This is a genomic window from Formosa agariphila KMM 3901 (genome assembly GCF_000723205.1).
GTDB classification, from domain to species: Bacteria; Bacteroidota; Bacteroidia; order Flavobacteriales; family Flavobacteriaceae; genus Formosa; species Formosa agariphila.
The window spans coordinates 3,521,066-3,536,781 of sequence record NZ_HG315671.1; the positions used below are offsets into that span (position 1 = coordinate 3,521,066).

The 15,716-nt window shown below is 33.3% G+C and carries 13 protein-coding genes and 1 tRNA gene; 5 read left to right on the forward strand and 9 right to left on the reverse strand.

Annotated features, from left to right (window positions below; genetic code table 11):
• Window positions 1-8 precede the first annotated feature (8 nt).
• Together BN863_RS14890 and BN863_RS14895 are read left to right on the forward strand one after the other, a co-directional pair.
• A complete protein-coding gene (locus BN863_RS14890) occupies window positions 9-1,325 on the forward strand; it encodes a hydroxymethylglutaryl-CoA reductase, degradative (protein ID WP_038531946.1) in 1,317 nt (438 codons plus the stop codon).
• Window positions 1,325-2,230 carry a GYDIA family GHMP kinase gene (locus BN863_RS14895; protein WP_038531948.1) on the forward strand — a complete coding sequence of 302 codons (906 nt, stop codon included), beginning with the start codon at window positions 1,325-1,327 and terminating at the stop codon, window positions 2,228-2,230. The genes BN863_RS14890 and BN863_RS14895 overlap by 1 nt, the downstream gene beginning before the upstream one ends.
• 55 nt (window positions 2,231-2,285) lie before the next feature.
• On the opposite strand, the gene BN863_RS14900 is transcribed toward BN863_RS14895, so the two are convergent.
• The 6 genes from BN863_RS14900 to BN863_RS14930 all read right to left on the reverse strand — a co-directional run bounded on the left by BN863_RS14900 (window position 2,286) and on the right by BN863_RS14930 (window position 10,055).
• The gene (locus BN863_RS14900; protein ID WP_038531949.1) at window positions 2,286-4,409 is read right to left on the reverse strand and encodes a peptidylprolyl isomerase; all 2,124 of its coding nucleotides are present in this window, start codon (window positions 4,407-4,409) and stop codon (window positions 2,286-2,288) included.
• A gap of 107 nt (window positions 4,410-4,516) precedes the next feature.
• Window positions 4,517-5,806 carry a hemolysin family protein gene (locus BN863_RS14905; RefSeq protein WP_038531950.1) on the reverse strand — a complete coding sequence of 430 codons (1,290 nt, stop codon included), beginning with the start codon at window positions 5,804-5,806 and terminating at the stop codon, window positions 4,517-4,519.
• A gap of 231 nt (window positions 5,807-6,037) precedes the next feature.
• Window positions 6,038-6,547 carry an LPS export ABC transporter periplasmic protein LptC gene (gene lptC / locus BN863_RS14915; protein WP_038531954.1) on the reverse strand — a complete coding sequence of 170 codons (510 nt, stop codon included), beginning with the start codon at window positions 6,545-6,547 and terminating at the stop codon, window positions 6,038-6,040.
• Window positions 6,548-6,578: 31 nt separating this feature from the next.
• A complete protein-coding gene (locus BN863_RS14920) occupies window positions 6,579-7,961 on the reverse strand; it encodes a tetratricopeptide repeat protein (RefSeq protein ID WP_038533756.1) in 1,383 nt (460 codons plus the stop codon).
• A 25-nt stretch (window positions 7,962-7,986) separates the two neighbouring features.
• On the reverse strand, window positions 7,987-9,327 hold the full coding sequence (locus BN863_RS14925; protein ID WP_038531957.1) for a membrane protein: 1,341 nt from the start codon (window positions 9,325-9,327) through the stop codon (window positions 7,987-7,989).
• Window positions 9,324-10,055, reverse strand: a complete 732-nt coding sequence (locus tag BN863_RS14930; protein WP_038531960.1) for a type III pantothenate kinase — start codon at window positions 10,053-10,055, stop codon at window positions 9,324-9,326. Before BN863_RS14930 ends, BN863_RS14925 begins: the two co-directional genes overlap by 4 nt.
• 99 nt (window positions 10,056-10,154) lie before the next feature.
• Between BN863_RS14930 and BN863_RS14935 the strand changes: the two genes are divergently transcribed.
• Window positions 10,155-10,230: transfer RNA gene (locus BN863_RS14935), tRNA-Phe, on the forward strand.
• Between the two features lie 470 nt (window positions 10,231-10,700).
• Window positions 10,701-12,221 carry a GH3 family domain-containing protein gene (locus BN863_RS14940; RefSeq protein WP_038531961.1) on the forward strand — a complete coding sequence of 507 codons (1,521 nt, stop codon included), beginning with the start codon at window positions 10,701-10,703 and terminating at the stop codon, window positions 12,219-12,221.
• A 3-nt stretch (window positions 12,222-12,224) separates the two neighbouring features.
• Here BN863_RS14940 and BN863_RS14945 read toward each other — a convergent pair whose 3' ends face one another.
• The 3 genes from BN863_RS14945 to BN863_RS14955 form a co-directional block, all read right to left on the reverse strand.
• Window positions 12,225-12,803 (reverse strand): hypothetical protein, encoded by a 579-nt coding sequence (locus tag BN863_RS14945; protein ID WP_038531962.1) that lies wholly within the window; start codon window positions 12,801-12,803, stop codon window positions 12,225-12,227.
• Between the two features lie 67 nt (window positions 12,804-12,870).
• Window positions 12,871-13,782: a mechanosensitive ion channel family protein gene (locus BN863_RS14950; RefSeq protein ID WP_038531964.1), complete on the reverse strand. Its 912-nt coding sequence runs from the start codon at window positions 13,780-13,782 to the stop codon at window positions 12,871-12,873.
• Window positions 13,783-13,947: 165 nt separating this feature from the next.
• Complete coding sequence (locus tag BN863_RS14955; protein ID WP_038531965.1) at window positions 13,948-15,189, reverse strand: cation:proton antiporter; 1,242 nt, start codon at window positions 15,187-15,189, stop codon at window positions 13,948-13,950.
• Between the two features lie 170 nt (window positions 15,190-15,359).
• On the opposite strand from BN863_RS14955, the gene BN863_RS14960 reads away from it, so the two are divergent.
• A complete protein-coding gene (locus BN863_RS14960) occupies window positions 15,360-15,695 on the forward strand; it encodes an arsenosugar biosynthesis-associated peroxidase-like protein (protein ID WP_038531967.1) in 336 nt (111 codons plus the stop codon).
• The last annotated feature ends 21 nt before the right edge of the window (window positions 15,696-15,716 follow it).

The following is a 15,716-nucleotide window of genomic DNA, read 5'->3' on the forward strand; positions in this document are numbered from 1 at the left end:
ATAATTGAATGAGCAAAACAATTTCAGGTTTTTCTAAACTATCGAAATCCAAAAAAATTGATTGGATTGTTAGCACCTATTTCGCTAATCAGGAACATACTAAAACCATTCTAAAACAATATTGGAACTCTAACGAGCAACTTCAACAATTACACGACGAGTTTATAGAAAATACAATTACAAATTACTATTTACCTTTAGGTGTCGCGCCAAATTTTTTAATTAACGACATCATGTATACCATCCCAATGGCAATTGAAGAAAGCTCTGTAGTTGCCGCAGCAAGTAAAGCTGCAAAATTTTGGCTAGAGCGTGGTGGTTTTAAAACCACTGTAATTTCTACAACTAAGATAGGACAAGTACATTTTATGTTTCATGGAGAACCTAGTCATTTAAAAGCCTATTTTAAAGCTATAAAACCACAGCTGCTACAAGCAGTAAAACCATTGTCTAAAAACATGGAAAAGCGTGGTGGTGGCATTTTAGATATTGAATTACGTGATAAAACAGCTGCTATTGCTAACTATTACCAACTGCATGTTTCTTTTGAAACTGCCGATGCTATGGGAGCGAATTTTATAAACTCCTGTTTAGAACAATTTGCAAAAACGTTTAAAGCTGAAGCCTTAAATTTTGAAGGTTTTACCACCAAAGAACAGCAAATAGAAATAGTTATGAGCATATTGTCTAACTATGTGCCAGATTGTTTAGTTCGTGCTGAAGTTAGTTGTAAAGTAGAAGAATTAACCGAAAACAAATCTATACCAGCAGAAGAATTTGCAAAGAAATTTGTACAAGCCGTAAACATTGCAGAAATAGAACCGTTTAGAGCAGTTACTCATAATAAAGGTATCATGAACGGTATAGATGCCGTGGTATTAGCAACAGGAAACGATTTTAGAGCAGTAGAAGCTGGAGTACATGCTTATGCTTCTAGAAATGGTACTTACAGCAGCTTGTCTCACGCGAAAATTGAAGACGGTATATTTACATTTTGGATGGAAATCCCACTAGCTTTAGGGACCGTAGGCGGACTAACAAACCTACACCCTTTAGTAAAATTATCTTTAGAGATGTTACATAAACCATCGGCTAAAGAGTTAATGCAAATTGTAGCTGTTGCGGGATTAGCACAAAATTTTGGAGCGCTGCGTTCATTAACTACAACAGGGATTCAAGAAGGGCATATGAAAATGCATTTAATGAACATATTAAATCAGTTTGAAGCAAATGCTGAAGAGAAGGCTACTTTAATACATCATTTTAAAACCCATACTGTCTCGCATAGTGCCGTTGTTGAAGCTATTGAAAAATTACGCCAATAATGGAGACATTTTACAGCAATGGGAAGTTATTAATTACCGCTGAATATTTGGTTTTAGACGGTGCAGAAGCGTTAGCGCTTCCTACAAAATTCGGACAATCTCTTAGTGTAAAAGCAGAAGACCGACCTGGAATAAGATGGCAAAGTTTTAACGATAAAGCTGAACTTTGGCTCGATGTTCATTTAGATTATAACAATGCTTTATTGCACTCTAAAAATGACGACGAACTAATCACTAGATTGGCATCTATTTTAAACGCTGCAAAATCTTTAAATCCAGATTTCCTTAAAGATAATACGGGATATTCGGTGCAAACACATTTAGATTTCCCTAATAATTGGGGTTTAGGTACATCGTCTACACTTATAAATAATGTTGCCAATTGGGCTAAAGTAAATCCTTATAAATTACTAGCACTTACTTTTGGAGGTAGCGGATATGATATTGCATGTGCCAGTAACAATACACCTATTACGTATCAATTATCTACAGCATTACCTATTGTAAAACCTGTTTTTTTTCAACCTAATTTTTCTAAACATATTTACTTTGTTCATCTTAATGAGAAGCAAAATAGTCGAGAAGGTATTTCGCATTATAAATCTAATACTGCAGATAAATCTGAAACAATACAAGCTTTAAATGTTATTACATCTAAGCTTATAGCGTGTACAGAACTAAAAGCATTTCAAACACTTATTGAAGCTCACGAGCATATCATTTCTGAACGTATAAAACTAGCCCCTGTAAAAACTTCAAGGTTTCCAGATTTTACAGGAAGCATAAAAAGTTTAGGAGCTTGGGGAGGCGATTTTGTTATGGCCGTATCGGAAAATGACCCGACAGATTACTTTAAAAACAAAGGATACCATACAATTCTTAAGTATCAAGACATGATTCTATAAAACAAAAAATCCTCATCTTTCGATGAGGATTTTTTATTATATCATGTTGTGTGAATTATTGCACAGACTCTGCTCTATTATCTTCAATTTCTGAAGCATCTTTTAAAGCTTCAAATAATTTAGTATTAACTGCATTTGCTTTTTGCTGCCCTACACGGTTAGCAAAAGCTTGGTAGTTCTCTAACTCTACTGCTGGAGACACTTTAGTCACTTCCACCATATACACTCCGTTAGCTCCAACTATTAATTTAGATGTTTCTCCTTCTTTTAAACCGAAAGCTGCACCAACAATAATTGGTTCTCTACCTGCACCAGAAATAGTTGGGTTTTTCATGTTTATAGAAGAAGCTGTTTTAATAGTTTGATTTTCTTCTGAAGCTAAAGCATCTAAAGTTGTTGCTTTTACACGGTCTTTAATTAAAGCTGCTTTTTTCTCCTTACGAATTTTAGGAACAACAACTGCAGAAGCATTATCTGTAGACATTAAACCTGCTTCATTTTTAGCTGCAAGCTGAACGATTGCATATCCACCAGGAATATTGAAACGCTTAACATCGCCTACTTTAGTTTCTTCGTTAAATGTCCAACGTACTATTTGACGTTGATTACTTAATCCAGGAATATTTTCTTGAAGAACTTCTATCCCTTTTACTGGACGTACAGTGTAGTTATTCTCTTTAGATACAGCTTGGAAATCTTTATCGGCAACTGCGATTTCAAATTTAGATGCATCTCTAAAGACTTTATCAACTGTAGCGTCTGATGGTTCTATTTCTCTTGAAATTGTAGCAATTTTCACTGCTTTTTCTTTAGACGTTTGATCTAAAATTTCAATCACGTGGTAACCGAAATCAGTTTTAACAACGCCAACATCACCTTTCTTATTCTCGAAAGAATAGTCTCTAAATTCTGGTACCATAGCATTATATGTAAACCAGTCTAAAACACCATCATTTTCATTACTTACTTTATCTGCAGATAATTCTAATACATCTGCAAATTTAGAAGGGTTAGCTTTAATAATAGCCATTACACTATCTGCCGTTTTCTTAGCTTCAATTTGTGTTTGAGTCGTTTCTGCTGTTGCTGCACGAGACCCTACAAATGGTATTAAAATGTGTCTAGCTTTAGCTGAATCTGGTAAAAATCTTTCTTCAACTAATTTAGATAATTTAAAGAATCCGTTTTCTTTATAAGGTCCGTAAACGCTACCTACACCTTCGTTAAATAAATTATCTGCTAACGTTTTAGATAAAGCCGATTTGAATAAAAAACGATTATCGTATTTTACATCTGAATTTGCGTTTACGTAAGTTTCAACATCTTTTACTTCAGCAAAACCTAAAACAGTATCGTTTGTTTTTGTTAAGTCGTTATATACAACAGCGTTGTTTAACATTCCTGATAATGACGTAGAAATTTCTTTTTCATCGTCTAAAGATGCAATTTCTCTAAACTCTACATAATTAATATCTCTAGAAGCTTCAACTTGAAATTCTTTTTTATGATTATTAATGTAGCTTGATATATCAGATTTAGAAACCGATACCGTACTATCTGCTATAGAAGAAAAAGGAATTTGAACATATCTAATATCAACTTTATTGTTTTCTAGATCATGCTCTACTTTACCTTCTGCTAACGTACCAGTAACTCCTGCTTTAACCATATTAATATAGTCTTGTTGCATACCTGAAGCTGCAATAGACTGCTCGTAGTCAATCCACTGTTGGTAAGCTTCAGCAGATGTAGCTTTTAAACTAGCAATATATTCGTTAAGTTTATTTTCGTCAAATAATCCAGCTTCATTTTGGAACTCTGGGCTACCTGCTAAGTTTGTTTTTAACAAGTTTCTCATTTGGTCGCGCTCTACAGTAAAACCTAAAGCGTTGTATTGAGATTCCATTACAGCTTGTCTCACTTCCTGATTCCAAACCGTATTCATTGCTTGAGTGTTTGTAACACCTTGCCCCATTTGTCTTTGTGCGAACTCTACTTTACGTAAAAAATCTTCTCTAGAAATTTCTTTACCGTTTATTGTTGCTACAACACTTTGCGATTTATTCGCTAATGCATCGCCATTCTGGAATAAACCAGAAAGCACAAAAGAGAATAATGCCAATGCAATAATTAGGATTAAGAAAAGTGAACGTTGTCTAATTTTATTTAAAACTGCCATTTGTCATTTAAATTATATGAAATATTGGGCGCGAAAATACCATTTTCCTTTTAATAATAAAAGGAGAAAATGTCAATAATTGATTTAATTTCTACGATTTAGGTAAATTAATCAGCCTTTACAATGCTAAGTGCAACTAAGTCAATTTTAGTATTGGATACTTCTAGGATGCTAAACTGAAAATCGCCTATAACAACGATTTCATTCTGACTCGGAATTTCTTCTGTATGATTAACTATAAATCCTCCTAAAGTCCCGTAGTTTTCGCTTTCAGGAAGATTTAATTTGTAGTTTTCGTTTAAGTAATTGATTTCTAATCTTGCAGAAAACATATAATTTTCGTCGTCTACTTTTTCTTCAATTAAATCTATAGTATCATGTTCGTCTTCAATCTCGCCAAACAATTCTTCTACAATATCTTCAACCGTCATAATTCCAGATGTCCCACCGTATTCATCTAAAACCACGGCTATACTTTTACGCTTTTTAATAAGTACACTTAGTACATCTTTAATAAGCATTGTTTCTGGAACCAATTCTACGGGTAGTAAAATGGACTTAATTGTTTTTGGTTTTTTAAACAGCTCGAACGAATGCACATAACCCAAAATATCGTCGATAGTATCTTTATAGACAATTATTTTAGAACAGCCCGTTTCCGTAAATAAATTATTTAGATTCTTAGGAGTTTCATGAAGTTCTACTGCAATAATTTCGGTTCTAGGCACCATAACCTCACGAGATTTTACTTCCGAAAATTCTAAAGCGTTTTGAAAAATTTGTATTTCGGAATCGACTTCGTCGTGTTCTTCTACAGATTGCATTTGTTCGGAAATATAATTTCCTAATTCAACTTTAGAAAATGCCAATTGCACTTGATCGCCTTCGGTTTTAAAGAAACGTCGCAACACAAAATTAGAAACCCATAATACAAAATCGGACACCCAAGAGAATAATCCATAAAAGATATAGGCAGGTACAGCGAAAAACTTAATTAAAGTATTGGCATAAATTTGAAAAAAAACTTTAGGTAAGAATTCTGCTGTAATTAGAATTACAAGCGTAGAAATTACAGTTTGCGTTAATAAACTTAAATCGTTAAGCATATAATTTACAAAAGCAGAACTAGAAGGTAACATAGATTGAAACCAGTTTACCAACACATCCCCCATAAAAAACCCGTAAATAACCAAAGCTATATTGTTACCAATAAGCATAGTTGCTATAAACTTAGAAGGTTTTGCTGTTAATTTAGTTAATACTTTTGCTAAAAATCCTTTTTGTTTTTTTTCAATTTCAATATGAATCTTATTAGACGATACATATGCAATCTCCATACCTGAAAAAAACGCAGATAGAATTAGAGATACTACGATAATGATGATTTCTGAATTCATCTAAATCAACTAGTGTTTATTATCGAATTTTTTATTGAATCTGTTCCTGAAGAAAAACACAAACAAAGCAGCTACTATAAGTATAACACGGCTATAATCTACTTTTCCTGTTAACATGTATATGTTCACAGCTTGATATATAAATATGGCCGCAAAAATTAAATAAACGTATTTAAAGAGTTTATATGCTTTATTCATGATAACATTTTAATTTGAAACAAAGGTAACGAATTATTCGTCAAGTGTGATGATTCCGTTAATTTCAAGAACTTCTGCTTCTTTAAAATTTACATCAGAATCGAAACCATTACCATTAATTAAATCCCCACCTGTTCTAAAGGTTACGGGTTGGTTGGTAGACAACCACTGTTTATTTTGATCGTAATATAATTGTTTAGCAAATAATGTGTCGTTGGTAGAAGTTGCTAAAACAACATTACCTTGCAAATCGATTACGCCTGTTTTATCGTAAGATATAGCGTAGTCGGCTAAAACGGTACTTTTATTATTTTCCTTGTCGTATAAATACAGATTAATTCCATCTGGAAATTCTGAATACGGAAACGCGCGGTTAGAATAATCGAACATTTTCGGACTAATTAAATTTGCTTTTAATTTACCCGAATCTGTATATTTTAAATTGATATTTTCTGCTATACCTACAGGTACATTTTCGGCAACTTCAGGTTTTAAATCTACAGCACACGAAAAAAACATGGTCATAGCAAATGCTATGACCATGAAATAAATTATATGATGTTTGTTGAACATATTATAAATTAGGAACTGTTACGCTAGCGCCAATCCAACAACCAATTTTAATAGTTTGACCTCCATTTCCTTCAGAGAAAATATCTGCTTTTTGTGGAGCACTAGCTCTATAACTAGTAGCCGATTGTGAAGCATGAGATTTTAAGGTTGGGTCTACACGACCTGCTTTAGAAGCTTCGTCTGCAGCTAACCAGAATACAGCACGTTTGTTAAATGTAGAATCTCCACAATCGTTAGCACTTGCAGCATACATTGATGCAATTTGTAAGTGAGGACGACCGTTAGAAGGGTTTAAAGTAAGAGCTTGACGGTAGTAGTTTCTAGCTTTAGAATACGCACCACTTCGCTTTAATTTATCACCAATTTTACTGTATAATTTAGCTTTCTTATAAGAATCTGTTTCTAAACTTAAAGCTTGCTCATAATATTTAAGCGCTTCACTACTCTTGTTTTCTTTGTCTTTTAAAATCCCTAAGTAGTATGCAGAGTTAGCAGAAGGTTTTAAATCGTGATATGCATTAACTAATTTAAAGAATAATGGATCACTTGTACATTCTTTCTCAGACATTTTACCAGCAGCTCTTTGTAACCAAACAGCATCTGTTTTATTTGCTTCGAAGTCTTTTTCGTATAATGGGATTAAGTTCTCACAGTTTGCACGCTCACCTAATTTTCCATCAATACTACCACCAATTTGATCGTATGCCTTTAAATAACTTTCGTAACGCTTCTTATAACTTATTTCTTTACTTTTTAAAGCTGTACCTGCTTCTTCTTTTGCAATTAATTTATTTAAGTCTTCAGAAAAAATTCCAACTTCTGTATCTACACGATCTACAACATCATCATATTTATTAAATAAATCTTGAGCAGTTTTTTGCTTGGCGTCATATAAATCTACCATTAAAGAGAAGTAAGTATATAACCCCTTTGGGCTTTTAAAATTTGCAGCATCTGTAGTATATGCTTTATCGAATGCGTTATACACTTCTAAATCAGACAACCCTAAGTCTGCTTTATTATCGTACATTAATTGTGCTTGATTTACTAAAACCTCTCCTTGAGTTGTTCTCCCTGGGAAGTTAGTGAATTCTTCATCCCAAAGTTTCATAAGATCCTCGATATACGCTTTCTTTTCTGCTCCTGTAGAATTTTCAATTTTGTAATCTAAAATCTTTTCTCCATCAATAATTATAGCTTTATTAAATTTAGGACAAGCATTTCTTACTTCCATCCACGGTGTGTAAGCAGCATCGTAATTCTTAGCTTTCACATACTCGTGAAAAATAGATAACTTGGTTGTACATTCTTCTTGACTTTGAGCAAAACCTTGTGTTAAGCCCAAACATAGCATTGCTACTACTAAAGTAACCTTCATTTTCATAATTTTCTTTTTTTTAGCGTAATAGTTAATCATATTTTCTTTTTACAAACCATCTATCGTTTAAAGATAAACCGATGCTAAAGTTAAAAAAGTTTTCCTGAATTAAACCATAATCTGTAGTTCCTCTTCTACCAAATTCAAATCCTAAGTTCGCATTTGAAAAAATTGTCCCCAATGGTAGTCCAGCACCAAAAGATATGCCAAACTCGTTAATCTCCTGACCATTAATAACTAAACCAGTTTTTTCTGTTCTAAAACCAGCACGATATACCACACGATTCCAGTATCCGTTAAATGCATTATATTTTGGAATATAAAATCCTCCAACAGATAACCCGAAAGGATTTTTATGCTCTACATCTCTTGGGTCTCTACCATCGTCAATACCAGTATCTGTAGGTCTTTCATTAAAATTACTTGTATTTTCGAAAGTGGTTTCTACACCAACAAACCAATGTCTTTCTTGTCCAATCCCTGTACCTATAGAAAATCTTGAAGCAAGTTCAACTTCTGTTTCTAACTCACCGTTATCTATTAATGTCTGTTCTCCATCTATAGTATTAACAACAGATTCTGTACCACCAGAATAATCTACAACAACTGTTGAGAATGTTCTAGAATTTTTAGATTTTATGGTATTAGAAGGGGCAAATGTTACAGAAGACACCCATTCAAACTTATCGTAAATACGTGTTTTATAGGTTGCACCAAAATTTAAACCTAATCCGCTTAAATCGGATCTATTATTTTGTCTGGTCTGATAACTTAATGGTAAACCATCTGCATCGTAAACGTAGTCGATAATGGTGTTTTTAATATTACCAAAACCATAACTCGCATCTACACCTACACTTAATCCTTTAGTAACTAAGTACGCTGCAGAAATATAAGCTTTATTTAAGCCTCCTTCTCCATTAAACTGACTTTGTAAATTTCCGTTATCGTAATTTGTTTCAAGTTTATAACCAACCGAAGAATAAGGCAGTAAACCAAAACCAAAACCAAATCTTCCAACAGGAAGTGATAAGGCAATATAGTCGAAGGTTGAAGAGCTCGCATCGTCTGAGCCACCTTGACCTTTTATAGTAGAATTTGTATGACTACCCCCAATAGCAAACTTAACTGGGCGGCCTTCATTATTATACATTTTTAAATTTTCTGAAGCATAAGATGCAGGATTTCGCAAGTTAACATGAATACTATCACTGTATATGCTAAGCCCTCCCATACTTTTATTTTCTACAGTTCCTTTAAATTTAAGGTTTCCAATACCGTAATATGAATAGGGTGAAGCCGTACCACCTTCTTGAGCATAACTATTAACTGCAAATGCAGCAATAAAAACTAATACAAGTTTTTTAATCATTCGTGTGAATTAAATTGTAAAATTGTGTTCAATCCTTCTAAAAGAAAATTCGAGTTCGCAAATATGCTACTTTTTAATTGCTTAGACAAGAAATTAGCATCCCCTCCTGTTAAAATTATTGTTAAAACTCCAAATTGTTCTTGGTAATTTAAAATACTTCCATCGATTTCATTTAATATTCCAAAAACAACTCCAGAGTGTATCGCGGCATTTGTAGAGTCTCCAATTATACTTGTAGGTTCTTCCGGTTTTAACAACGGTAATTTTGCTGTATAATTGTTTAAAGCCTTATATCTTAAATTTAATCCTGGCGAAATTGCTCCTCCATAATACTTCGATTCGGCAGAAACAAAGTCGTAAGTAATACATGTTCCCGCATCTATAACCAATACATTTTTATTCTTGTACTGGCTTACCGCAGCACTTACTAATGCTATTCTATCGATACCTAAAGTTTTTGGCGTGCTATATTGATTAAAAAACGGCACTGGAGTGTCATGATTTAACAACATCATATCGCAAGCATTTTGTATCGCAAAAACATCTGCTTCTGTTAAATTTCCAACCGAAGACATGATGCCTTTTTCTATATTTTGATGCTTTTCAATAAAATTTTCAAAATTTTTTAAAAAATTTTCAGCAGTCACTATTTTTTTATCCAAAATTCTATCCGCTTCAAAAACAGCAAGTTTCACGAAAGAATTTCCAACATCTATTATTAAATTCATATCCAAAATTAAAAATGCTAATTTACAAAAGCATTTTTTATTAAAAATGTTTTGGAGAACTAAAAAATGTGTGTATATTTGCACTCGCAATTACGCACTGGTGCCTTAGCTCAGTTGGTAGAGCAAAGGACTGAAAATCCTTGTGTCCCTGGTTCGATTCCTGGAGGCACCACCAGAAAACCCTGAAAACATTACGTTTTTGGGGTTTTTGTTTTTATAGCATCTTCTAAAACCATTTATTTAAAAGCTTTAATTCCACTCAGCTTCACGAATTAAGAGCGATTGTTGTGTGTTTACATTTTTACATTCTCGATTCCGCTCAAATACCATAAAAACATGGAGTTTTCACTAGTTAAAATACAACCTAGAAGAGTCGTTAAAAAATACACTTTGCTAATCTAAAGGAGCAAAGTCGAGAATCCCTTTGACAATCAACATGCAACTCTTATAGCAATAGTTTAAGAATGTCTACCGATAAGTTCAATACGTTTCTATTTAACAGAAATTAAACTATTTATCAATTCACACACCATTTTTAAGAATACACAGCTGCACTTCCTTTTAAGCTATATTTTATTTGAATTGAGCGCACCTCAGCACTTTAGCTTTATTATTTTTACCACAGAACTTTATTACAATCTACTCATGGCTATAATTGGTAACATTATTAAAAGTGTCATTCAAATTAAAGATACACTTACACCTGAATCTCATCCTGTTGAAAATCAGAAAGACGTTTTAAAATCGCTTTTAGAAACAGCTAAAGACACGGCGTTTGGAAAACATTATAATTTTGAAGCCCTTTTAGAGCAAGACGATTTTCAAACTCAGTTTTCTGAAACCATTCCGTATTTCGATTATAACAAAATAAATAATGAATGGTGGTATCGTTTACATGAAGACCAAAGCGATGTTACTTGGCCAGGTAATCCAGATTATTTTGCACTAAGTTCTGGAACTACAGGAAAAACAAGTAAACGCATTCCCGTAACTACAGACATGATAGACGCTATTAGAAACGCAGGTATTCAACAAGTGTTTGCTTTACACGCCTTCGACTTACCTCCAGATTTCTTTGAAAAGGAAATTATGATGCTAGGAAGCTCTACCGATTTAATTGAAAAAGAAAACCATAAAGAAGGTGAAATTAGCGGAATTAGCGCGAGTAATATTCCGTTTTGGTTCCGTGGCTATTATAAACCTGGGGAAGATATTTCTAAAATAGATGATTGGGACGAACGTGTAGAACGCATTGCAGAAAATGCCAGAAATTGGGATATTGGTGCACTAAGCGGTATTCCGTCATGGCTAGAATTAATGCTTAAAAAAGTAATTGAACATCATAACTTAAACAACATTCACGACATCTGGCCAAATCTACAAGTATACACCTCTGGAGGTGTTGCTTTTAAACCTTACGAGAAAAGTTTTAATGCCTTAATGGGGAAACCCATTACAGTTATAGACACCTATTTGGCTTCAGAAGGATTTATTGCTTTTCAAGCTCGACCAGAAACAACATCTATGCAATTGGTAACAGACAATGGTATTTATTTTGAGTTTGTGCCCTTTAAACCAGAGTATATATTAGAAGATGGTTCTTTAATTCCAGATGCGCCATCTATAACTTTAGCAGATGTAAAACTAGATGAAGATTACGTATTAATTATTAGCACCGTGTCTGGAGCATGGCGTTATATTATTGGCGACACGATTATGTTTACTGATATTGAACGTGCAGAAATAAAAATAACCGGACGCACCAAATTCTTCTTAAATACAGTAGGCTCTCAACTTTCTGTGAATAAAATGAATGATGCTATGCTTCATTTAGAGGAGCAATTCGATATGAAAATTCCTGAATTTACCATTTGTGCAAAGGAATTTGAAGACGGATTTTATCATTGTTGGTATATAGGTACAGAAGATACAGCTAAGGATTCTAGTAAAATAACAGAAGCCCTTGATAATTTTTTAAAGGATGCTAATAAAAATTATGCCGTTGCCCGATCCAAAGCGCTTCAAGGTTTAAAAGTAAAACTAATTAAACCCGAAATATTTTCCGATTGGAATGCAAAAAACAAAAAGAAAGGCGGACAAGTAAAAATGGAACGCGTTATGAATGAGGACAAGTTTAAAACGTGGGAAGAATTTGTAAACCAATAAGATTTATTGTATTTCAAGCTTTTTATCGCGCTCTTCAATTAGCAACATAATTTCTTCTGGAGATAGGTAATAACGTTTAATTCTATCTTTATAGCTATCAGGAATGTTAGCGTTATCTAGAATGAAGTTTTTTGTGGCAATAATATAATCTTCCATACCATGAATAATCGCAAACGAATCGGCATTACGCTCGGCTTCTCTTATAAATTTGCCTGAAAACAAGTATTTAAATCCAAATATAATAAGACCAAAAGTAGAACGATTCTGATAGTCGCAGATATGCCCTAACTCATGCCCTAACCAACCAATAATTACGTTAGACGGAATTAGTTTGGTTGAGAATTCGGAGTTTGATATTTTAATTTTCTTACTGATAAATATGACATAGCGTCTCCCCTTTTTTCCTTTTAATAAACTAGAAAATTGAGGTTGCGCTTGCATGGTCGATTTCTTGATTTCTTTTTTAAATCGGATATCAATCTCGACATCTTGCAATTCTGGATAAAAGGCTAAAGCAGCTCTAGCTTCTTTTTCTATAGATTCTGGTACAGTATGTTTATTTGAAATAGATACAGTAGGCATAGTTTGGGATTGAAATAGAATGACACTTAGAATTAAACAACATTTTAAAAGTAAAGTCTTCACGGTTCTATTCATTTGATGGCCTTTGAGCTGAAACCTCATTTTGAGTATTTCCTCCTAAAAATCCTTCAGGAAAATCCAAGGTGCGAATTGGGAATGGAATATTAATATCGTTAGCATCGAATTCAGCTTTAATTGCTATAATCGCTTCAGATTTCGCTTTAGCAACTTCTAATGCTGATGTAGATTTTATCCAAAAACGCGTTTCAAAATTAATAGAACTATCTGCAAATTCATTATACATAAATAACACTTCTTGCTTACTGGTTACCGCATCAAAGCGTTCCACAATGGTTTTCACAACTAAATCTCTTACAAATTTTAAATCGGAATCGTAATGCACACCACATGTTAAGATTACACGAGATTGTGCTGTGGTTGAATAGTTTTTTATAGGACTATCTACAACCATTTTATTTGGAATATACACCAGATTATTATCTGATTGTTTTAAGGTTACCGAACGTAAATCGATATTAGTAATCTCACCTTCGTAACCATTACTCTCTATCCAATCTCCATATTTAAAAAAGTGAATATAAGATAGCACCACACCAGAATAGAAATTAGCTAAAGCCCCTTGTAAGGCCAAACCAACAGCTAAACCTAATACTCCGGCACCCGCTAAAACAGTATTTAGAGCTTTATCTAGATTTAAGATTCCTAATACAATAAAAAGCCCAACAATTATAACAATAGCAGATACTAGCTTTGAAATCAAGTTTTTCATTGACCGTTGCATACTACTTCTATCTAATAATTTTAAAACGAGTTTATTAATCTGTTTCGACAGAAATAATACGAAAGTGAATACAATTATGGCGATAATAAAGTTCGGAAGTGCTAGAATAATACTATCGAACCAATGGTCTAGCTTAGATAACATCTTAGACCAAGCTTCTAATAATTTGTCTTTCATTTTACGAGTGTTCCTTTTTTATTTTAAGGGATTGATAAGGTACTAAAATAAATTAAAACCATTTAACGCAATCCGTTTTTATATAAACACCATCAAATAACCTCATAAAAGCCAAAAGGTTAAACCACAATTAGCAAAGCTATTTTACAACTGGTTTTACCGATTTTATTTAATTAATCGCTTAACAAGCGAACTTAATGTTAAACCTTGCACTAAAATTGAAAACACCACCAGCATATAAGTAATTACTAAAAACAACTCCCGATGCATTTCACTAGACAAACTTAAGGCTAATGCAATGGAAATTCCGCCACGCAAGCCTCCCCAAGTCATAATTTTATCGGTTTTAGGAACAAAATCTAAACGTTTCTCGAACATACTTATCGGTCCATATAACGATACATATCGGCTAATTAAAGCAATAGGAATTGCTAGTAATCCTGCAAAAATATAAGTCCACTGAAATTCTAAAACCAACATTTCCATACCTATTAAAACAAACAATATGGTGTTTAAAAGAATATCTACAAGTTCCCAAAATTTATCTACATAGTTTTCGGTAATTTCAGACATTGCCGATCCTCTTACTGTATCGTTACCAACAACTAATCCAGCTGTTACCATAGCCAAAGGTGCCGATAAATGAAATTCTTGTGCAATTACTGTTCCTACCATTACTGTAGATAATGTAATAATAACCTCTACATCGTAATCGTCTATAGATTTCATTAAGCGGTATGTTAAATACCCTAAAAGCAATCCTAAAACAACTCCACCTAAAACTTCACGTACAAATAATTCTATAACTTCAGAAACTTCAACGCCACCACCTCCTGTAGCACTAGCTATTTGAAAAATGGTTAAAAATACAACAACACCTACCCCATCATTAAACAATGATTCTCCAACAATTTTGGCTTCCAAATCTTTAGGTACACCTACTTTTTTAAGAATTCCAAGCACGGCAATAGGATCGGTTGGCGAAATTAAAGCTCCAAAGAGCAAGCAGTAAATTAAATCTACATCTAATCCTAAAAGCATTAAAACTCCATACATTAATCCGCCAATAAAAAAGGTAGAAAGCAAAGTTCCAACAGTGGCAAAAACAAAAACAGGCCAGCGTTGAATGCGTAATTGTTCGAAATTAGTGTGTAATGCCCCAGCAAAAAGCATAAAACTCAGCATAATATCTAACAAAACAGTTTCGAAATCTATTTCTGTAATTAACTTCCGTTCGGCCAACAACAGTGTTTTATCTATAGTACCAATAGCCAGTACAACCAAAGTAAACACTAAAGTGATAAACATTAAACCAATGGTATTTGGCATTTTTAAAAACCTCACATTTATATATCCAAAAACTGCAGAAAGAAAAACTAAGGTGGTAATAATTACAAAATAATCCATAGGTTGGTTTTAAGAAGACTAAAATAAATCATAAAAAAGCATATTAACAAGACCTTAGTAAATTCAATTTCAGAAAACAGTAAATTAGCTGTAAACTATAAAACAAACATCCGACTTATTATAAGGATTCCGATTTTTAAAAATTCAACAGAACTAAAAAATTTAATACCATGCAAAAAACATATTACGACCCAGCCGACTTAAAAAAATTTAGTAAAATATCTGAATGGAATGAAGAATTAGGAGAAAAATTCTTCGACTATTATGGTAAAGTTTTTGAAGCTGGCGCGTTATCTGAACGTGAAAAATCTTTAATAGCCTTGGCTGTTTCGCATACCGTACAATGTCCATATTGTATTGATGCTTATACAGGCGACGCATTACAACGTGGTATTACTAAAGAAGAAATGATGGAAGCTTTACATGTATCGGCAGCGATTCGTGGCGGCGCCTCTTTGGTACATGGTGTACAAATGATGAATAAAGTAAATAAACTAGAAATGTAAATTTCTGAACTTAATAAACAT